This window comes from Paracoccus sp. MA, assembly GCF_020990385.1.
Taxonomy (GTDB): Bacteria; Pseudomonadota; Alphaproteobacteria; order Rhodobacterales; family Rhodobacteraceae; genus Paracoccus.
The window spans coordinates 1,762,811-1,778,667 of sequence record NZ_CP087598.1 but is presented as its reverse complement, the minus strand read 5'-3'; the positions used below and the strand labels follow the sequence as shown (position 1 = coordinate 1,778,667).

15 protein-coding genes are annotated in these 15,857 nt (G+C 67.6%); 6 read left to right on the top strand and 9 right to left on the bottom strand.

Features of this window, described 5'->3' with window-relative positions; all coding sequences use genetic code 11:
* Positions 1 to 123: 123 nt before the first annotated feature.
* Entirely contained in the window at positions 124 to 1,578 is a 1,455-nt protein-coding gene (locus LOS78_RS15900) for a 2-isopropylmalate synthase (protein ID WP_230377451.1), read from the top strand.
* A gap of 1 nt (position 1,579) precedes the next feature.
* Here LOS78_RS15900 and LOS78_RS15895 read toward each other — a convergent pair whose 3' ends face one another.
* The 8 genes from LOS78_RS15895 to LOS78_RS15860 form a co-directional block, all read right to left on the bottom strand.
* Positions 1,580 to 2,029 (bottom strand): hypothetical protein, encoded by a 450-nt coding sequence (locus LOS78_RS15895; protein ID WP_230377450.1) that lies wholly within the window; start codon positions 2,027 to 2,029, stop codon positions 1,580 to 1,582.
* Positions 2,030 to 2,189: 160 nt separating this feature from the next.
* Complete coding sequence (locus LOS78_RS15890) at positions 2,190 to 3,122, bottom strand: IS5 family transposase (RefSeq protein WP_230375481.1); 933 nt, start codon at positions 3,120 to 3,122, stop codon at positions 2,190 to 2,192.
* Positions 3,123 to 3,145: 23 nt separating this feature from the next.
* Complete coding sequence (locus tag LOS78_RS15885; protein WP_230377449.1) at positions 3,146 to 3,490, bottom strand: phage minor head protein; 345 nt, start codon at positions 3,488 to 3,490, stop codon at positions 3,146 to 3,148.
* A gap of 84 nt (positions 3,491 to 3,574) precedes the next feature.
* Positions 3,575 to 4,396 (bottom strand): carbon-nitrogen hydrolase family protein, encoded by an 822-nt coding sequence (locus tag LOS78_RS15880; protein ID WP_230378532.1) that lies wholly within the window; start codon positions 4,394 to 4,396, stop codon positions 3,575 to 3,577.
* Positions 4,397 to 4,440: 44 nt separating this feature from the next.
* Entirely contained in the window at positions 4,441 to 5,022 is a 582-nt protein-coding gene (locus LOS78_RS15875; RefSeq protein WP_028713214.1) for a hypothetical protein, read from the bottom strand.
* On the bottom strand, positions 5,019 to 5,420 hold the full coding sequence (locus tag LOS78_RS15870) for a ketosteroid isomerase-related protein (RefSeq protein WP_028713215.1): 402 nt from the start codon (positions 5,418 to 5,420) through the stop codon (positions 5,019 to 5,021). The genes LOS78_RS15875 and LOS78_RS15870 overlap by 4 nt, the downstream gene beginning before the upstream one ends.
* 134 nt (positions 5,421 to 5,554) lie before the next feature.
* Entirely contained in the window at positions 5,555 to 6,232 is a 678-nt protein-coding gene (locus tag LOS78_RS15865) for an ABC transporter ATP-binding protein (RefSeq protein WP_028717048.1), read from the bottom strand.
* 3 nt (positions 6,233 to 6,235) lie between these two features.
* Positions 6,236 to 7,516, bottom strand: coding sequence for a capsule biosynthesis protein (locus tag LOS78_RS15860; RefSeq protein WP_230377448.1), 1,281 nt, complete (start codon positions 7,514 to 7,516; stop codon positions 6,236 to 6,238).
* 465 nt (positions 7,517 to 7,981) lie between these two features.
* Here LOS78_RS15860 and LOS78_RS15855 point away from each other — a divergent pair, with 465 nt between their 5' ends.
* A complete protein-coding gene (locus LOS78_RS15855) occupies positions 7,982 to 8,734 on the top strand; it encodes an ABC transporter permease (RefSeq protein ID WP_028713218.1) in 753 nt (250 codons plus the stop codon).
* Here LOS78_RS15855 and LOS78_RS22040 read toward each other — a convergent pair.
* A complete protein-coding gene (locus LOS78_RS22040; RefSeq protein WP_305802566.1) occupies positions 8,731 to 11,820 on the bottom strand; it encodes a calcium-binding protein in 3,090 nt (1,029 codons plus the stop codon). The two genes, LOS78_RS15855 and LOS78_RS22040, sit on opposite strands and share 4 nt — an antisense overlap.
* Positions 11,821 to 12,010: 190 nt before the next feature.
* On the opposite strand from LOS78_RS22040, the gene rfbC reads away from it, so the two are divergent.
* From rfbC to rfbA, 4 genes are read left to right on the top strand one after another with little or no spacing between them, the layout of a single operon-like run.
* Entirely contained in the window at positions 12,011 to 12,592 is a 582-nt protein-coding gene (gene rfbC, locus LOS78_RS15835; protein ID WP_028713220.1) for a dTDP-4-dehydrorhamnose 3,5-epimerase, read from the top strand.
* Positions 12,589 to 13,626 carry a dTDP-glucose 4,6-dehydratase gene (gene rfbB / locus LOS78_RS15830; RefSeq protein WP_230377447.1) on the top strand — a complete coding sequence of 346 codons (1,038 nt, stop codon included), beginning with the start codon at positions 12,589 to 12,591 and terminating at the stop codon, positions 13,624 to 13,626. The genes rfbC and rfbB overlap by 4 nt, the downstream gene beginning before the upstream one ends.
* On the top strand, positions 13,623 to 14,474 hold the full coding sequence (gene rfbD / locus LOS78_RS15825) for a dTDP-4-dehydrorhamnose reductase (RefSeq protein WP_230377446.1): 852 nt from the start codon (positions 13,623 to 13,625) through the stop codon (positions 14,472 to 14,474). Before rfbB ends, rfbD begins: the two co-directional genes overlap by 4 nt.
* Entirely contained in the window at positions 14,471 to 15,364 is an 894-nt protein-coding gene (gene rfbA, locus LOS78_RS15820; RefSeq protein ID WP_230377445.1) for a glucose-1-phosphate thymidylyltransferase RfbA, read from the top strand. The genes rfbD and rfbA overlap by 4 nt, the downstream gene beginning before the upstream one ends.
* Positions 15,365 to 15,857: the final 493 nt, after the last annotated feature.

The window sequence follows — 15,857 nt, the reverse complement described above, 5'->3', positions numbered from 1 at the left end:
CTTACCGGATCTTGCCCCCGTTGATAGGTCAGCGCGCGGCAAAGGAAAAGTCGGGCTTTGCGCCGGCGCGCCCCTTGCGATAAACCGATGCCAAAAGCAGCAACGAGGCGGAGTGCAGCACCCATGAAGGCAGCCCTTGTCGCCTGCGCGGTGATCCTTGCCGGCGCGGGCATGGCCGGTGCCCAGGCGGTCATCACCAAGCAATATGACGACGGCGGCGTCTACGAGGGCACCTTCCGCAACGGCAAGCAGCACGGGCGCGGCACCTATACGCTGCCCTCGGGCTACGAATATACCGGCGACTGGGTCGAGGGCGAGATCCTGGGTCAGGGCGTGGCGAAATTCCCCAACGGCTCGGTCTACGAGGGCGCCTTTGCCCGCGGCAAGCCGCATGGCAAGGGCAAGATCACCTATGCCGATGGCGGCAGCTACGAGGGCGACTGGCTGGACGGCCAGATCACCGGGCAGGGCGTGGCGCATTACGCCAACGGCTCGGCCTATGAGGGCGGTTTCCTGAACGCGCTGCACGACGGCAAGGGGGTGCTGACCCAGCCGAACGGCTATCGCTACGAGGGCGACTGGAAGGCCGGCGTCAAGGAAGGCTTCGGCAAGATCACCTATCCCGACGGCGCCACCTATGAAGGCGAGATGAAGGCGAACCAGCGGTCCGGCCAGGGCAAGCTGACCATGGCGGACGGGCTGAATTACGAGGGCGGCTGGTCGGCGGGTCAGATGGCCGGGCAGGGCAAGCTGACCCAGCCTTCGGGCGACAGCTACGAGGGCCGCTTCGCCAATGGCAAGCGCGAGGGCAAGGGCGTGGCGACCTATGCCAATGGCGACCGCTACGAGGGCGATTTCCGCGCCGACAAGCGTTGGGGCGTCGGCACCTTCACCGGCACCGACGGCTATGTCTATACCGGCGACTGGGTCGAGGGCCGGATGGAGGGTCTGGGCCGCATCACCTATCCCGACGGCTCGATCTATGAGGGGGCGCTGCAAAACGACCTGCCGCATGGGCGCGGGCTGATCACCTATCCGGATGGCGCCAGCTATGACGGCGACTGGGTCGAGGGCGTGATCGAGGGGCAGGGCGTGGCCAAATACGCCAACGGCCTGGTCTACGAGGGCGGCTTCAAGCGCGGCCGCAACGAGGGGCAGGGCCGCATGACCTATCCCGACGGCTATGTCTATAACGGCGCCTGGCGCGACGGGCAGCGGCACGGGCAGGGACAGGCGACCTATCCCGACGGTACCACCTATGACGGTTCCTTCGTGGACGGGCTGCGGCACGGCAAGGGCCGGCTCATCGCGCCGGACGGCTTCCGCTACGAGGGCAGCTGGAAGGAAGGCGAGATCGACGGCGAGGGCGTCGCGACCTATGCCAACGGCGATGTCTATACCGGCCATTTCGTGATGGGCAAGCGCCAGGGCGCCGGGGTGATGCGCTATGCCACCGGCCAGGTCGCCTCGGGCGAGTGGGAGGACAACCGGCTGGCCGTTCCGGCCGAGGGCGCTGTACCCGAGGGCGCCGAGACGCCCGAAGGGGCGGTGCCGGCCGAGCCGAGCGAGGGCGACTAGGCTAGGGTCCGGGGCGGCCGTCCGCCTCCGCCTTGTTCGTGTCGGATGCGGCGGGCGGTTTCCGCCCTGATCCGTCCTTGCAGGGCCGGGCGAACCAAGCGCGGTTTTTCAATGCCGGATTGTCGAGGTTTCGCCATTCGCAAGGCGGCAGGAACGGGAATTTTTGGCCATCGAGCAGAAAAACAGCTCCGAGGAGGCCGGTGTAATAGCCGTTGCATCCTCCTCTCCCTGAGCGTAGCTCACGCGCAACAGTGTCATACTGCTCTTCCCGGACCTTGGCGTCGGTCTGGGCGTCGTAAATGCCGGAATCACCGAATTTGTAGGACGTGACCCTGACATAGCGATCGTTGAAGCAAAGGAATTCAAGCCTGCGGGCAAGGATCGTTCTGCCATCCGTGGCAAAAAGCGCGACCGGAGCGCGGGGGAAATAATATTGCAGCTTGAGCATCATGCCATTTGGCAGGGTGACGCTTTTGGGTGCATGCCTGACCCATTGCACCCCCGCGACCGCCGCCCAGAGCAGGAAAAGAAAGACGGGAAGCAGAAGCAGATGATGGGGCTCTGTTGCATAACTCAGGTGATGGGCGCGGTTACCCCCTCCCCGGACAGACTTATCCTACAGCTTCCGTGACCGGGATGCCGAGCGCGGTGTAGCCGTTCAGGACGGCGATGCGGATCTGGAACTCGGCGACCTGACGGTCGAAGTCCCTTGCCATGAGCCGCTGGCCCAGCAGTTTGACACAATGCATCTTCGTCTCGATGCGGCTCCGGCGGTGGTATCCACTCCATCGTCGCCACAGGGTGCGGCCGAGATACCTGGACGCCCGGAGGGCCTCGTTGCGCGCGACGGCTCCAGCGGTGATGGTCTTCCAGGTCTTCGCGTTCCTGCGCGGTGGGATGACGGCATGGGCTCCGCGATCTGCAATCGCATCGTGGCACTTGCGCGTGTCGTAGGCGCCATCTGCCGTGACGCTACCGATTTCCTGGTCCTCCGGGATCTGGTCGAGAAGGTCAGGTAGGATCGGCGCATCGCCGACGTTGCTCCCGGTGATCTCGACAGCCCGGATCTCTAGCGTTTCCTCGTCGATCCCAAGGTGGATCTTGCGCCAGACCCGCCGTTTGGGGCCACCATGCTTGCGAGCGTGCCACTCGCCTTCGCCCTCGACCTTGATTCCTGTGCTGTCGATCAGCAGGTGCAGCGGCCCTTTGGAGCCGCGATACGGGATGTTCACAGCCAAGGTCTTCTGGCGGCGGGACAGTGTGCTGAAGTCAGGCACCGTCCCGTCGAGGCCAACCAGACGCAGCAGGCTCTCGACGAACCCGGTCGTCTGCCGGAGCGCCATGCCGAATAGCACCTTCATCGTCAGGCAGCTCTGAATGGCAGTATCGCTGTAGGTCTGCTGGCGGCCACGCCTCCCCGTCGGCACGGCATCCCAGCTCATCTCGGGGTCGAACCAGATCGTCAGCGAGCCCCGGCGCTTGAGCGCTTCATTGTAGGCTGGCCAGTTTCTGGTCCTGTAGGTTGGCGGTGTGGGTCTGCTCATACATCACAGCTACCACCCTGGATTCACGATCTGAATCCCTGACGGGATTTGTGCAACAGAGCCGGGCCGGACGGGAAGTCCGAGGTGAATTCGTGAAACGCGAACTCTGTCTCGCCAAGGATATAGGGATCGGCCGCGCAGCGGCAGTTGTAATCCTCGCCCGGATGGCCGGTATCAGGCGGATTGTCCCATGCAAACACGCGGCCATCGTTGGCACGATGTGCCGGTCGCACAAAATTGTCGCCTTGGCAGCGCCAGACATACCGTGCCGTGGTCCCTGCCTGCTTCAGAGACAGGGGGATCGGCGTGCCCTTGCGCAGATAGGCGCTGAAGGCAGTTCGATAGGCTTCCGTGTGGATCATGTTCATGCCGGGAACCTCATATGCCGCGCGGCATCCTCCAACAGCAGATCACAAGATTCGGTTAATGAGGCGCGCGTTGCGCGCCGTCCCTCATTCCACCACCCGCACTCCCGCCGTCTCGCCCCAATGCGCAAAGGGCAGCACCCGCCCGTTCCGCCGGCTTTCCGCCACCAGATCCATATCGACCGGCGCCTTGACCCAGCCGGGCACGTCCATCAATCCCTCGGCCAGCACGCCGCTTTCCGGCCACAGCCCGTCCGGCGGCGCATAGATCGCCGCCGCGCCGCGGTTTTCGTCGATGGCCGGGTTCCAGTCCACATCGCCCACCGTCGGGGCCTGCACCACGACGCACTGGCTCTCCAGCGCCCGGGCCATGGCGCCGATCTTCACCCGGTTGAAGCCCGCCACCGTGTCGGTGCAGGAGGGGGTCAGGATGATCTCGGCCCCGGCCTCGGCCAGAACCCGGCCCAGCAAGGGAAATTCGCTGTCATAGCAGATCAGCACGCCCAGCCGCCCCACGGGCGTGTCGAAGACCCGCAGGCCCGGCGCGCCGACCACGTCCCAGTCCTCGCGCTCGAAGCGGGTCATCACCTGCTTGTCCTGATGGCCGATCCGGCCCCCGGGGCCGAACAGCACCGCGCGGTTGACCGGGCGCGGCCCCTCGAAGCAGGGCCCCGATGCGGCCAGGATATGCAGCCCGTGCCGCGCCGCCAGCTCGGCATGCAGCGCGTCGCGCGCGGTCTCGTGCCGGGCGACCTCGTGCAGCGAGGCTTCGAGGTTGCCGGCCACTTCGCGCCCGCCCAGCGAGGCCAGCTCCATCGCGCCGTATTCGGGAAAGACCAGCAGGTCGCAATCGGCTGCGTCCTCGACCCAGGCGGCGATCTTGGCGCGATAGGCGTCGAAATCCTCCATCCAGTCGAAGGGATAGGCCGCGGCGGCGATCTTGACGGTCCGGGTCACAGTTCTTTCATCCAGAATTGCAGCGGTTTGCGGGTCGGCGCGTCCGCGCCGATGTCCTTCCATTCGAACCCGGCCACGACGCCGGGCAGCGGAGCATAGCCGCGCTTGCGCCAGAACCCGTCCAGCGGGCGATAGTCCGCAGGACGCAGCGGATGGTCGGCCGGGCGGATCACGCTGCAAAAGACGCTGTAGCGGCGGCCGAGCGCGCGGCCCTGCGCCTCGCGCCCGTCGAAGAAGGCGTGGCCCAGGCCGTGGCCGCGATAGTCCGGCAAAAGCACCGATTCCGCGCAATAGAAGATCTCGTCCAGCCGCTCGGGCCGGCCGGCGAAGGCGGCGGCGAAATCGTCGGCGTGATCCTCCATCGGCGCGCCGGTCGAGGCGCCGATCATGCGCTCGCCGTCCCAGGCCGCCACCACCACGGCGCCGGGCGACTGATAGGCGCGCAGATAGTCGCGCTCGTATTCCAGGTCGCCGTCATAGAGATAGGGCCAGTCGCGGAACACCGCGATGCGCAGCCGCGCCAGATCGTCCAGCACGGAGGCCACGGCATCCCCGGTCAGGCTTTCGGTGCGGATCACGCCGAGACCTGCCGCGTCCAGTCGGCGAGGTTGTAATAGGTCGTCACCCGCGCGATCTTGCCGTCCCGGATGGTGAAGAAGGCGCCGGCCGGCAGGACGTATTTCTGGCCCTTCGCCTCGGGCAGGCCCTCGTCGGTCGCCAGATAGGTGCCGTTGACCACGAATTCCGCCGCGGCCCGGTCGCCCGTCTCGTTGGCGAAGATCACCATGTCGGTCAGCTCTTCGCGGTAGCTGCGGGTCATATGGGCGTTGAATTCGGCGAACTTGTCCTTGCCGCGGCGGATGCCGCCCTCGTTGACGTGATGTTCGATCTCGTCATGCAGATAGCCCAGCATCTCGTCGGTGCGGCCGGCGTTGAAGGCGTCGTAATAGGCGGCGATCAGGGCCTTGGTATCCATGGAAAACCTCCTTGTTTCGACCCGTCTAGCGCGCGGCGGGCGCCGCGTCACCTCCGCCCTTTGGCGGAGGGCTCAACCCTTCTTCCGTTCTGACGCATCGTTACCATCCGCGCAGGACCGTCGCCCCGTCCCGCCTAGTCCCCGACCAGGGCGGGCGGGACGCGCAGGATGGCCTCGTGATGGGCGATCGCCTCTTCGAGCCGGTCGAAGACGGTCAGGCGTCCGCGATCCAGCACCGCGCCCATGGTGCACATGTTGCGGATCATCGGCATGGAGTGGCTGACCACGATGGCGCCCGAACTGGCCATGCGCTGGTTGAAGACGCGCTGCGACTTGGCGCGGAAATCGGCATCGCCGACGCTGGTGACCTCGTCCACCAGATAGGTGTCGAAATGGATGCCCATGCTGGTGCCCATCGCCAGCCGCGAGCGCATCCCCGAGGAATAGCTGCCGAAGGGCTGGTGGTAATGCTGGCCCAGCTCGGCGAAATCCTCGACGTAATCGACCAGTTCGTCGCTGTCCACGCCATAGATCCGGGCGACGAAACGCACGTTCTGGGCCCCGGTCAGCTCTCCGTGGAAACTGCCCATGAAACCCACCGGCCACGAGATGGTGCCGTCCGACAGCACCCGTCCCGAGGTGGGCGAGACGGTGCCCGCGATCATCCGCAGCAGCGTCGACTTGCCGGCGCCGTTGCGGCCCAAAAGCGCCACCGAGGCCCCGGTCGGAAACACCGCGTTGATGTTGTCCGCGACCAGGGTCCGGCGCCCCTTGAGCCGATAGACCTTGGTCAGGTTCTCCAGCCAGATCATGGCTCAGCCGCGGTCGCGGATGCTGTAATAGATCAGGACCAGGATCGACCAGCCGGCCAGCAGCATGCCCGCGACCATGGCCAGCAGCCAGGGCCGGTTCGGCTCGGTCGAGCTTTGCGCCACCTTGGGCTCGATATGGGCGGCCAGGTAGCGGGCCTGACGCTGCGCCTCGGCCAGCGCCGTCTCATAGGCGATGCGGGCCGAGCGATAGGCGCCCTCGGCGAATTCGCGGTCCACGGCGAGCTTTTCGTATTCGGCCATCAGCTGGGCATAGCTTTCGCCCGACGGCCCCTGACCCTCGGCGCCGAACTTGCCGCGCTCGGCGTCGATCAGCCGGCGCAGGGCGTCGATCTTCTGCTGCGACTGGGTGACGCGGTGGTCGGTGGGCTGGGCATTGTCCAGCAGCATGTCATGGGCGACCAGCGCCTCGGCCAGTTGCGCCTGCAGCCCGCTCAGCACGCCCATTTGCCCGGCCAGGTCCGCCTCGGGATCGACGATCTGCGAGCGCATGCGGAAGGCGGTCATCGCCTGCCGCGTCTCGGTCAGTTCGGCGCGGGCCTTTTCCAGCTCGGCCTTGGCCAGCCGGGTGGCGTCGTCGCGGGCGATGGTTGAAAGCTGGTTGATCTTGTCCGAGCTTTCCTGGAACACCGCCGCGGCGATGGCCTGGGCGTCCTGCGCAGAGAAGGCGCTGACCTGCAGGGTGATCAGCTCGGTGGTGTTGTCGTAAAGGACCTTGACCTGGCGCTGCCAGTAGTCGGTCAGATCCTCGATATGGTCCTCGGGGTCGAAGGCGAAGACGAAGTCATGCGGCCAGTCGCGCGAGAAGCGCGCGCGCAGGTCCAGCCGGGCGTCGATCTTTTCGACCATGTCCTGGCTGCGGATGTATTCATAAAGGATGTCCGTGTCCGACGCGCCGGTGCCGCCCGCGAAGGGGGCCAGGCCCCCCAGCAGGTCGATCGAGGGCGTCGCCTGTTCCTTGCGGACCGAGAAGCCGACGGTCGAGACATATTGGTCGCTGGCGCGGACCCAGAGATACCAGGCCCAGACCGCGGTCGGCAGCACCACCAGCGCCAGGAACGAGGCCAGCATCAGCCAGTGCCGGCGGCGCGGCCGGGCCAGGCCGACGGGCGGGCGCACCGGCTGGACCGGGATCGCGGGCGCGCCGGGCATCGTCCGGGGGCCGGGCTGCGCCACGGCCTGCTGCATGGGCCGCACCGGGATCGGCTGGCCCTGTCCCGGTCCTTGCGGACGCAGGGCGGGCGGGGGGTGATTGCCCTGCGCCATCGGGCGCTGCTGTCCCGGCGCGCCCGCGGGTCGCGCGGGCTGGCCCTGCGGGGGTTGGCCCGGACCGGTCTGGCCTTGCGCCGGGTGGTTCCGGGGCGGAGGGCCGGGCGGCCGCTGGCCCGGCGGGCGCTGCGGATCGGGGCCGGCTGCCTGCACGGCCTGAAACGGCCGTTGCGGCGGCGCGGCTTGCGGGGCCGCCTGTCCGGCCATTCCCCCCTGGCCGGGATGCGGGCCGGGACGCGCCGAGGATTGCTGATCGCCGGCCGGCCGGGCTGGCTGGCCGGGCTTGCCGCCGGCCGGGTCAGAGGGGATGGTCACGGCAATGGCGCTTTCGCTGGTTTACCTTTTGCGTGCATTTGTTACATATTGCCGGCTGCCAAGACCAGTATTTGCGTTCACATGTTCGACAAATCCCGCAAAATTCGCCGTCGCCGGCGCCCCGCCCGCAACGGGCCGCGCTTTCGCATGGCGCGGATCGTCGCGGCGCTGATGCTGCGCGAGATGGCCACCACCTACGGCCGCTCGGCCGGGGGTTATGTCTGGGCGGTGCTTGAGCCGGTGCTGGGGGTGGCGCTGCTGTCGGTGATCTTCAGCCTGGCGCTGACCAGCCCCGGGCTGGGCTCGAATTTCCCGCTGTTCTACGCCACCGGCTTCCTGCCCTTCGCCATGTTCAACGACCTGGCCAACAAGACCGCCTCGTCGATCCGCTTTTCGCGGCCGTTCCTGGCCTATCCCAGCGTGACCTTCATCGATGCGCTGATCGCGCGGGTGCTGCTGAACGCGCTGACCCATATCGCGGTGATCGCGCTGGTGATCTCGGGGATCTTCGTGATCTACCGCCTGCCGGTTGTGGTGAACCTGGCCTCGGTCTTCGAGGCGCTGCTGCTGGTGACGCTGCTGGGCGTCGGGGTCGGAACGCTGAACTGCTATCTGATGACTGCCTTCCCGATCTGGGAACGCGTCTGGCAGATCCTGACCCGGCCGCTGTTCCTGATGTCCGGCATCTTCTTTCTTTATGACCTCATGCCCAGCCAGGCGCAGGATTTCCTTTGGTTCAACCCGCTGATCCATTGCGTCGGCCTGATGCGCGAAGGCATCTATCCGACATATGAGGCGCGTTATCTCAGCCACGAGCTGGTGATCGGCGTCTCGGTCGGGCTGCTGCTGCTGGGCCTGATGCTGCTGGAGCGCAGCCACCGCGACCTGCTCGAACGCTAGAGCAACAGGTCCGAGGCGTCCAGTTGCGCCAGCGCACCCAGCTCGATGGTCAGCTCGGCGCGGCCGTCGCCGTCCAGATCGACCAGCAGCCGATGCGCATCGGGCGTCGACCAGTCGGCGCGGACCTGGCCGGCGCCCGAGAACGCGTCGCCGCCGATGAAGGTCAGGTTCAGCCCGGAAAGATCGATGCGGTCCTCGCCCGGGGTGAAGTCCAGAATGACGTCGGTGCTGCCGTCCAGATTGTCCAAGCCGGAAAAGACGAAGACATCGGCGCCGGCCCCGCCGATCAGCGTATCCGCGCCGCGCCCGCCCTCCAGCGTGTCATCGCCCTCGCTGCCGTCGAGCCGGTCGTGGCCGTCGCCGCCGCCGAGCCGGTCGTCGCCGGCCTCGCCGAACAGGCTGTCATTGCCCCGCTCGCCGATCAGCGTGTCGTGGCCCGGGCCGCCGTAAAGCAGGTCGTCGCCCTCGCCGCCGTTGAGCAGGTCATCGCCCAGCCCGCCCTCCAGCGTGTCGCTGCCCCGGAAACCGTAGAGCGTGTCATTGCCCTCGTCGCCCTGCAGCCAGTCGCTGCCGGCCTGGCCCAGCAGCGAATCGTTGCCGGCGCCGCCGCGCAGGGTGTTGTTGCCGGCCTCGCCGTAAAGCACGTCGTCGCCCTCTCCGCCCTCCAGCAGGTCGTGACCGTCGCCACCGTAAAGCGTGTCGTTGCCCGCGCCGCCGAAGAGGTTGTCGTGGCCGGGACCGCCCACCAGCATGTCATCGCCCGGCTCGCCATGCAGCGTGTCATTGCCCGGGCCGCCGTAAAGCGTGTCGTTGCCGATGCCGCCGAACAGCAGGTCATGGCCTTCATTGCCGTGCAGCAGGTCGTTGCCCTGATGGCCGTGAAGCGTATCGTGGCCCTGGCCGCCATGCAGCGCGTCGTTGCCCTCGCGGCCCAGCAGCAGGTCGTGGCCTTCGGCGCCGAACAGCGTGTCATCGCCGGCGCCGCCGTCCAGGCTGTCATTGCCGATGCCGCCGAACAGATAGTCGTTGCCGATGCCGCCGATCAGCGTGTCGTTGCCGGGACCGCCCAGCAGGCTGTCATTGCCTGGGCCGCCGAACAGATAGTCGAAGCCGGCGCCGCCGATCAGGGTGTCGTTGCCCGCCTCGCCGTAAAGCTGGTCGTTGCCGGGGCCGGTCTGCAGGAAATCATTGCCGTCGCCGCCCCAGAGCGTGTTCTGGCCCAGCAGGTCGATCAGGGTGTCGTTGCCGCCTTCGCCGCGCAGCACGTCATTGCCCGCCTCGCCGCGCAGGGTGTCGTTGCCAAGCCCGCCGAACAGCGTATCGTTGCCAAGCCCTCCGAACAGCCGGTCGTCCCCCGGCCCGCCCATCAGCCGGTCGTTGCCCTGCCCGCCATAGAGCGTGTCGTTGCCTGCACCCCCCTGCAGCGTGTCACTGCCAAGCGCGCCGTGCAGAATGTCATTGCCCGGCCCGCCCAGCAGCAGGTCGTCGCCGGCATGGCCGTGCACGGTCGAGCCGTTGCGCCCGGCGCTCAGCGTGTCGTTGCGCGCGGTGCCGACCACCACGGTGCGCATGTCGGGCGGCGCGTAATGCGCGACCGGGAAAAGCGAATTGTCGAAGGCGCTCGCCTGGAGCATCGTGTTGTCGCGTGTCATGATCCAGATTACCGAATTTCCGTAAAAGATCTTGATTCCATAGCTTTGCGGGCTGAAGACCAGCTGCGCCGTGCTGCGGACCATGCCCAGGAAGGACAGGTCCAGCCGGTCCACGCCCGGCTCGAAATCGGTGATGGTGATCCTGCCGTTGACCTCCATCGGCACGAAGACGTCGGCGCCGGCGCCGCCCGTCATCTGCACCGGATTGCTGCCGGCGATCAGGATGTCGTCCCCGGCGCCGCCGTCCATGCTGCTCGTCTCGGCGCCGGCCTGCATCATGTCGCCGCCCTCGGTGCCGGATTGCCGGCCCGCGCCCACCACCCGGGTAAGGCCGGTCCCGCCCGGCTCGAAGACGAATTGCGTGATGCCGCTTTCGGTGCGGGAGGAGACGAAAAGCGCGATCCTGCCGTCGATCGCCACCGCCGAGATGGCCGAGACGTCGGCCAGCGCCCGGTCGTCGGTATCGACCAGCGTCGTCAGGTGCATCAGCCGGCCGTCGGGCAGCAGGGTGAAGACGCTGATGCCGTCGTCGCCGCCCCCGACGAAGACATAGCCGCGGCCGTCCAGGGTCAGGGTCTCAAGCGCGGTGGCGCCGGCGAAGCGGGTGGTCAGCTCGTCGATGACGTGATCGACCGGCAGCAGCTCGCCGCCATAGGTCAGCCGCATCGTCGTCAGCGACGAGCTTTGCGCCGAGGCCACCACCAGCCAGGTCACGCCGTTGACCGTGACCGTGCCCAGGTGGCTGGGCTGGTCCATGCCCAGCCCGCGATAGGACCAGATCATCTGCGCCGTGCCGACCGTGCCGTCGGCATGGACCATCTGCACCGCGACGTAATTGCCGGTGGCCGAGGCCGAGACGATGAAGCTGCGGTCGCCCAGCCTGGCGACCAGCATGTCGTCGATCTCGGTGCCCTGGACGCCCGAGCCCAGCGGCAGCGCCGCGCGGGTGACATGGCTGATCGAGCCGTCTCCGGCCAGGCGCCAGATGTCGAAGGCGGTCTGCCCGTCGCGCGCCGAATAGAGGAAGCTGCCTTGCGGCGTCTGGAACTGCCCCAGCCGGATCACGTCGCCCGGCAGCCCCCCCGGCCCCAGCAATTGCGCGCCGTCGCGAAAATCGCCCTCGGACCCCAGCCGGATGCCGTGGCCGAGCGCCTCGCGCAGCCCGGTGCCGAACAGCACCGGGCCGCCGTTCAGCGTGACGATGCTGGCGCCGGGGGTGCCGGCATAGCGCAGCGCGGCGGCATGAGGCTGGGCGCCCATCATCTCGATCGGCTGGTCGGCCGAGGTGATGCGGTAGGCGGCGATCCCGCCCCCGACATGGGTCACGCTGTAGAGGGCATGGCCATTCGGCCCGGCAAAGGTCTTCAGGTCCGTGATATTGGTCACGAAGGGCGATTGCGGGCCGATATAGGTTGCGACGTGACGGTAACGCATTGCGGGTTTCGCTTGTGGCAGCTCGATGGTGGTGCCCCAAGAAAGCGCCGGCCGGCCCCGCCAAGTCACGCATTATTCCCCGTGCATTTTAACGTCCGCAGGCATAGGTTGGCGCCGGGGGCGCGGCTTGTGCGCGTTCGGGAGTTCCTCCATACGCACCCTTGCGAGAAGCAAAATCTGGTAGGGACAGATGCAGATTCAAAAGACCTCGCTTCCGGGCGTGCTGGTCCTCGTTCCGCGGCGGTTCGGCGACGAGCGCGGCTTCTTCTGCGAAAGCTGGAACCGGCGGACCCTGCACGAGGCGGGGCTCGATCTGCCGGAATTCGTTCAGGATAATCATTCCTTATCCGCTGCGCCCGGCACGCTGCGGGGGCTGCATTTCCAGGCCCCGCCGCATGCGCAGGGCAAGCTGGTGCGCTGCGGACGCGGGCGGCTGTTCGACGTCGCGGTCGATATCCGCAGGGGCAGCCCGACCTATGGGCGATGGACCGGCTGCGAGCTGTCCTTCGAGAACGGCCGCCAGCTGTGGATTCCGCCTGGGTTCCTGCATGGTTTCGTGACGCGCGAGCCGGACACGGAAATCCTCTACAAATGTACAGATCATTACGCGCCGGATTGCGATGGGGCGGTGGCTTGGGACAGTATCGGCATCGACTGGGGCGTCGGCGCCCGGCCGATCCTGTCGGCCAAGGACGCGGACGCCCCGGCATTGGACGAGTTCGACAGCCCTTTCACCTATGAAGGGCCTTTTGATTACGAGGCGAGATTATGAAGATTCTGGTGACCGGCGGCGCGGGGTTCATCGGTTCGGCGGTGGTGCGGCTGGCGGTGGCGCGGGGGCACCGGGTGGTGAACCTCGATTCGCTGACCTATGCCGCCAATCTCGAGAACGTCGCCCCGGTCGCCGGCAGCCCGCTCTATGCCTTCGAACGGGCCGACATCCGCGACCGCGCGGCGCTGGACCGCATCCTGGCCGCGCACCGGCCCGACGCGATCATGCATCTGGCCGCGGAAAGCCATGTGGACCGCTCGATCGACGGGCCGGGCGCCTTCATCGAGACGAACGTGACCGGCACCTACAACCTGCTTGAGGCGGCGCGGGCCTGGTGGACCGCGCAGGGCCGGCCCGAGGGGTTCCGCTTTCACCACATCTCGACCGACGAGGTTTTCGGCTCGCTGGGCGAGACCGGCCAGTTCACCGAAGACACGCCCTACGACCCGCGCAGCCCCTATTCGGCCTCGAAAGCCGCCTCGGACCATCTGGTCCGCGCCTGGCACGAGACCTATGGCCTGCCGGTGGTGCTGACCAATTGTTCCAACAATTACGGGCCCTTCCACTTCCCGGAAAAGCTGGTGCCGGTGGTGATCCTGAACGCGCTGCACGGCAAGCCGATCCCGGTCTATGGCGACGGCGGCAATATCCGCGATTGGCTTTATGTCGAGGATCACGCCGACGCGCTGCTGCTGGTGCTGGAAAAGGGCCGCATCGGCCGCAGCTACAATATCGGCGGCGAGAACGAGGCCAGGAACATCGACCTCGTGCGCACCATCTGCGGGCATATGGACCGGCTGCGCCCGGATGCCGCGCCGCATGACCGGCTGATCCGCTTCGTAGCCGACCGTCCGGGCCACGACCGGCGCTATGCCATCGACCCGACCCGCATCCGCACCGAGCTGGGCTGGCGTCCCTCGGTCACGGTCGAGGAGGGGCTGGCCCGCACCGTCGAATGGTATCTGCAAAACGAGGAGTGGTGGCGGCCGCTGCTGACCCGGCAGGGGGTCGGGGAAAGGCTCGGCACGGCATGAAGGACCTTCTGGTCTTCGGCCGCACCGGACAGGTCGCGACCGAGCTGGCGCGGCTGGCGCCCGGGGCGCGATTCCTCGGCCGCGACCAAGCCGATCTGACCGATCCCGCCGCCTGCGCCGCGGCGATCCGGGCATCCGACTGTGCGGCGGTGCTGAACGCCGCGGCTTACACCGCCGTGGACCGCGCCGAATCCGAGCCCGACCTGGCCCGCGCCGTCAATGCCGAGGCGCCCGCCGCCATGGCCCGGGCGGCGGCGGAACGGGGCGTGCCCTTCCTGCATCTCTCGACCGACTACGTCTTCGACGGCTCGGGCGAGCGGCCCTGGGCCGAGACCGACCCGACCGGCCCGCTGGGCGTCTATGGCGCGACCAAGCTGGCCGGAGAGCGCGGCATCGCCGCTGCCGGCGGGCAATGGGCGGTGCTGCGCACCTCCTGGGTGTTCTCGGCCCATGGCGCGAACTTCGTCCGGACCATGCTGCGGCTGGGCGCCGAGCGCGACGAGCTGCGCGTCGTCGCCGACCAGCAGGGCGGACCGACCCCGGCGGCCGACATCGCTGCCGCCGGCCTGACCATGCTGGACGCCATGCGGGCCGATGCGGCGCGCGGCGGCCTCTATCACTTCGCCGGGGCGCCCGACACCAGCTGGGCCGGCTTCGCGCGCGAGATCATGGCGCAGGCGGGCCTCTCCTGCCGCGTCACCGGGATTTCCACGGCGGACTATCCCACCCCCGCCCGACGCCCGGCCAATTCGCGCCTGGATTGCGCCGCCATTCTGCGGGATTTCGGCATCAGTCGCCCCGACTGGCGCGCCGGTCTCGCCAAGGTCTTGCAGGAGCTGAAACCATGACCCAATCCGAAACTCCCGCCAGCCGCCGCAAGGGCATCATCCTGGCCGGCGGGTCGGGCACGCGGCTTTATCCGATCACCATGGGCGTGTCGAAACAGCTGCTGCCGATCTATGACAAGCCGATGGTCTATTACCCGATCACCGTGCTGATGCTGTCCGGCATCCGCGAGATCGCCATCATCACCACGCCCGAGGATCAGGACCAGTTCCGCCGGTTGCTGGGCGACGGCAGCCAATGGGGGCTCAGCTTCCAGTATCTGGTGCAGCCCTCGCCCGACGGGCTGGCCCAGGCCTATCTGCTGGCCGAGGATTTCCTGGCCGGCAGCCCCTCGGCCATGGTGCTGGGCGATAACATCTTCTTCGGCCATGGCCTGCCGCTGCTGCTGGAGGCCGCGGACCGCCGGATCCAGGGCGGCACGGTGTTCGGCTATCGCGTCGCCGACCCCGAACGCTATGGGGTGGTGGCTTTTGACGAGCAGGGCAGGGCCAGCGCGATCATCGAAAAGCCCGAGGTTCCGCCCTCGGATTACGCGGTGACCGGGCTTTACTTCCTGGACGGCAGCGCACCCGCCCGCGCGCGCGAGGTGCGGCCCTCGGCCCGGGGCGAGCTGGAGATCACGACGCTGTTGGAAACCTATCTGCACGAGGGCAGCCTGACGGTCGAGCGCATGGGGCGCGGCTTCGCCTGGCTTGACACCGGCACCCATGCCAGCCTGCTGGATGCCGGCAATTTCGTGCGTACGCTGGAGCAGCGCCAGGGGCTGCAGACCGGCTGCCCGGAAGAGATCGCCTATAGCCAGGGCTGGATCGATGCCGAGCGGCTGCGCGATCAGGCGCGCAAGTTCTCCAAGAACCAATACGGCAACTATCTTGCGCGGCTGCTGAGCTGAAGCGCAGGCCCGCGACGCAGGACCCCGCCCCATTCCTTGCCCGCTCTGCTTCCGGCAGGCGTATCCTGACGGCTATGTTCCGGGCGCGCGGCCGGCGTCGGTTTCGGATCAGCGGCGCGCTCAGGCGGGGTGCGGTCTTGGCGTGGCGCGGGACGGAGCATGGCTGGCGATGCTCACGGTGCCCGCTTCGGCCGGCTTTCTGTGCCCCCGACCTGGGCAGCCCGGATATCGCGCCGCAAGGACCCGGCGTGCTATGCCACGTTGGGGGCTTCTCGCCTGCCGCCTTTTCTTCAACGAAATCACATGAGATGCCTGCGGGTCGCGGCCTTGAGGGCCTTGGATGACATTCGACTTGGACCAATGCCCGCTGCGCCAGCGAATCGCCCTGCTTCCGGGACCCCACGCTTTGGGGGCGTTGCGCATGTCGAAAGTTTGCATAGAAATCAAGGCGATCCCCCGCGCCGAGGCAATCGGCATGCCGCGCCCGTTGCCG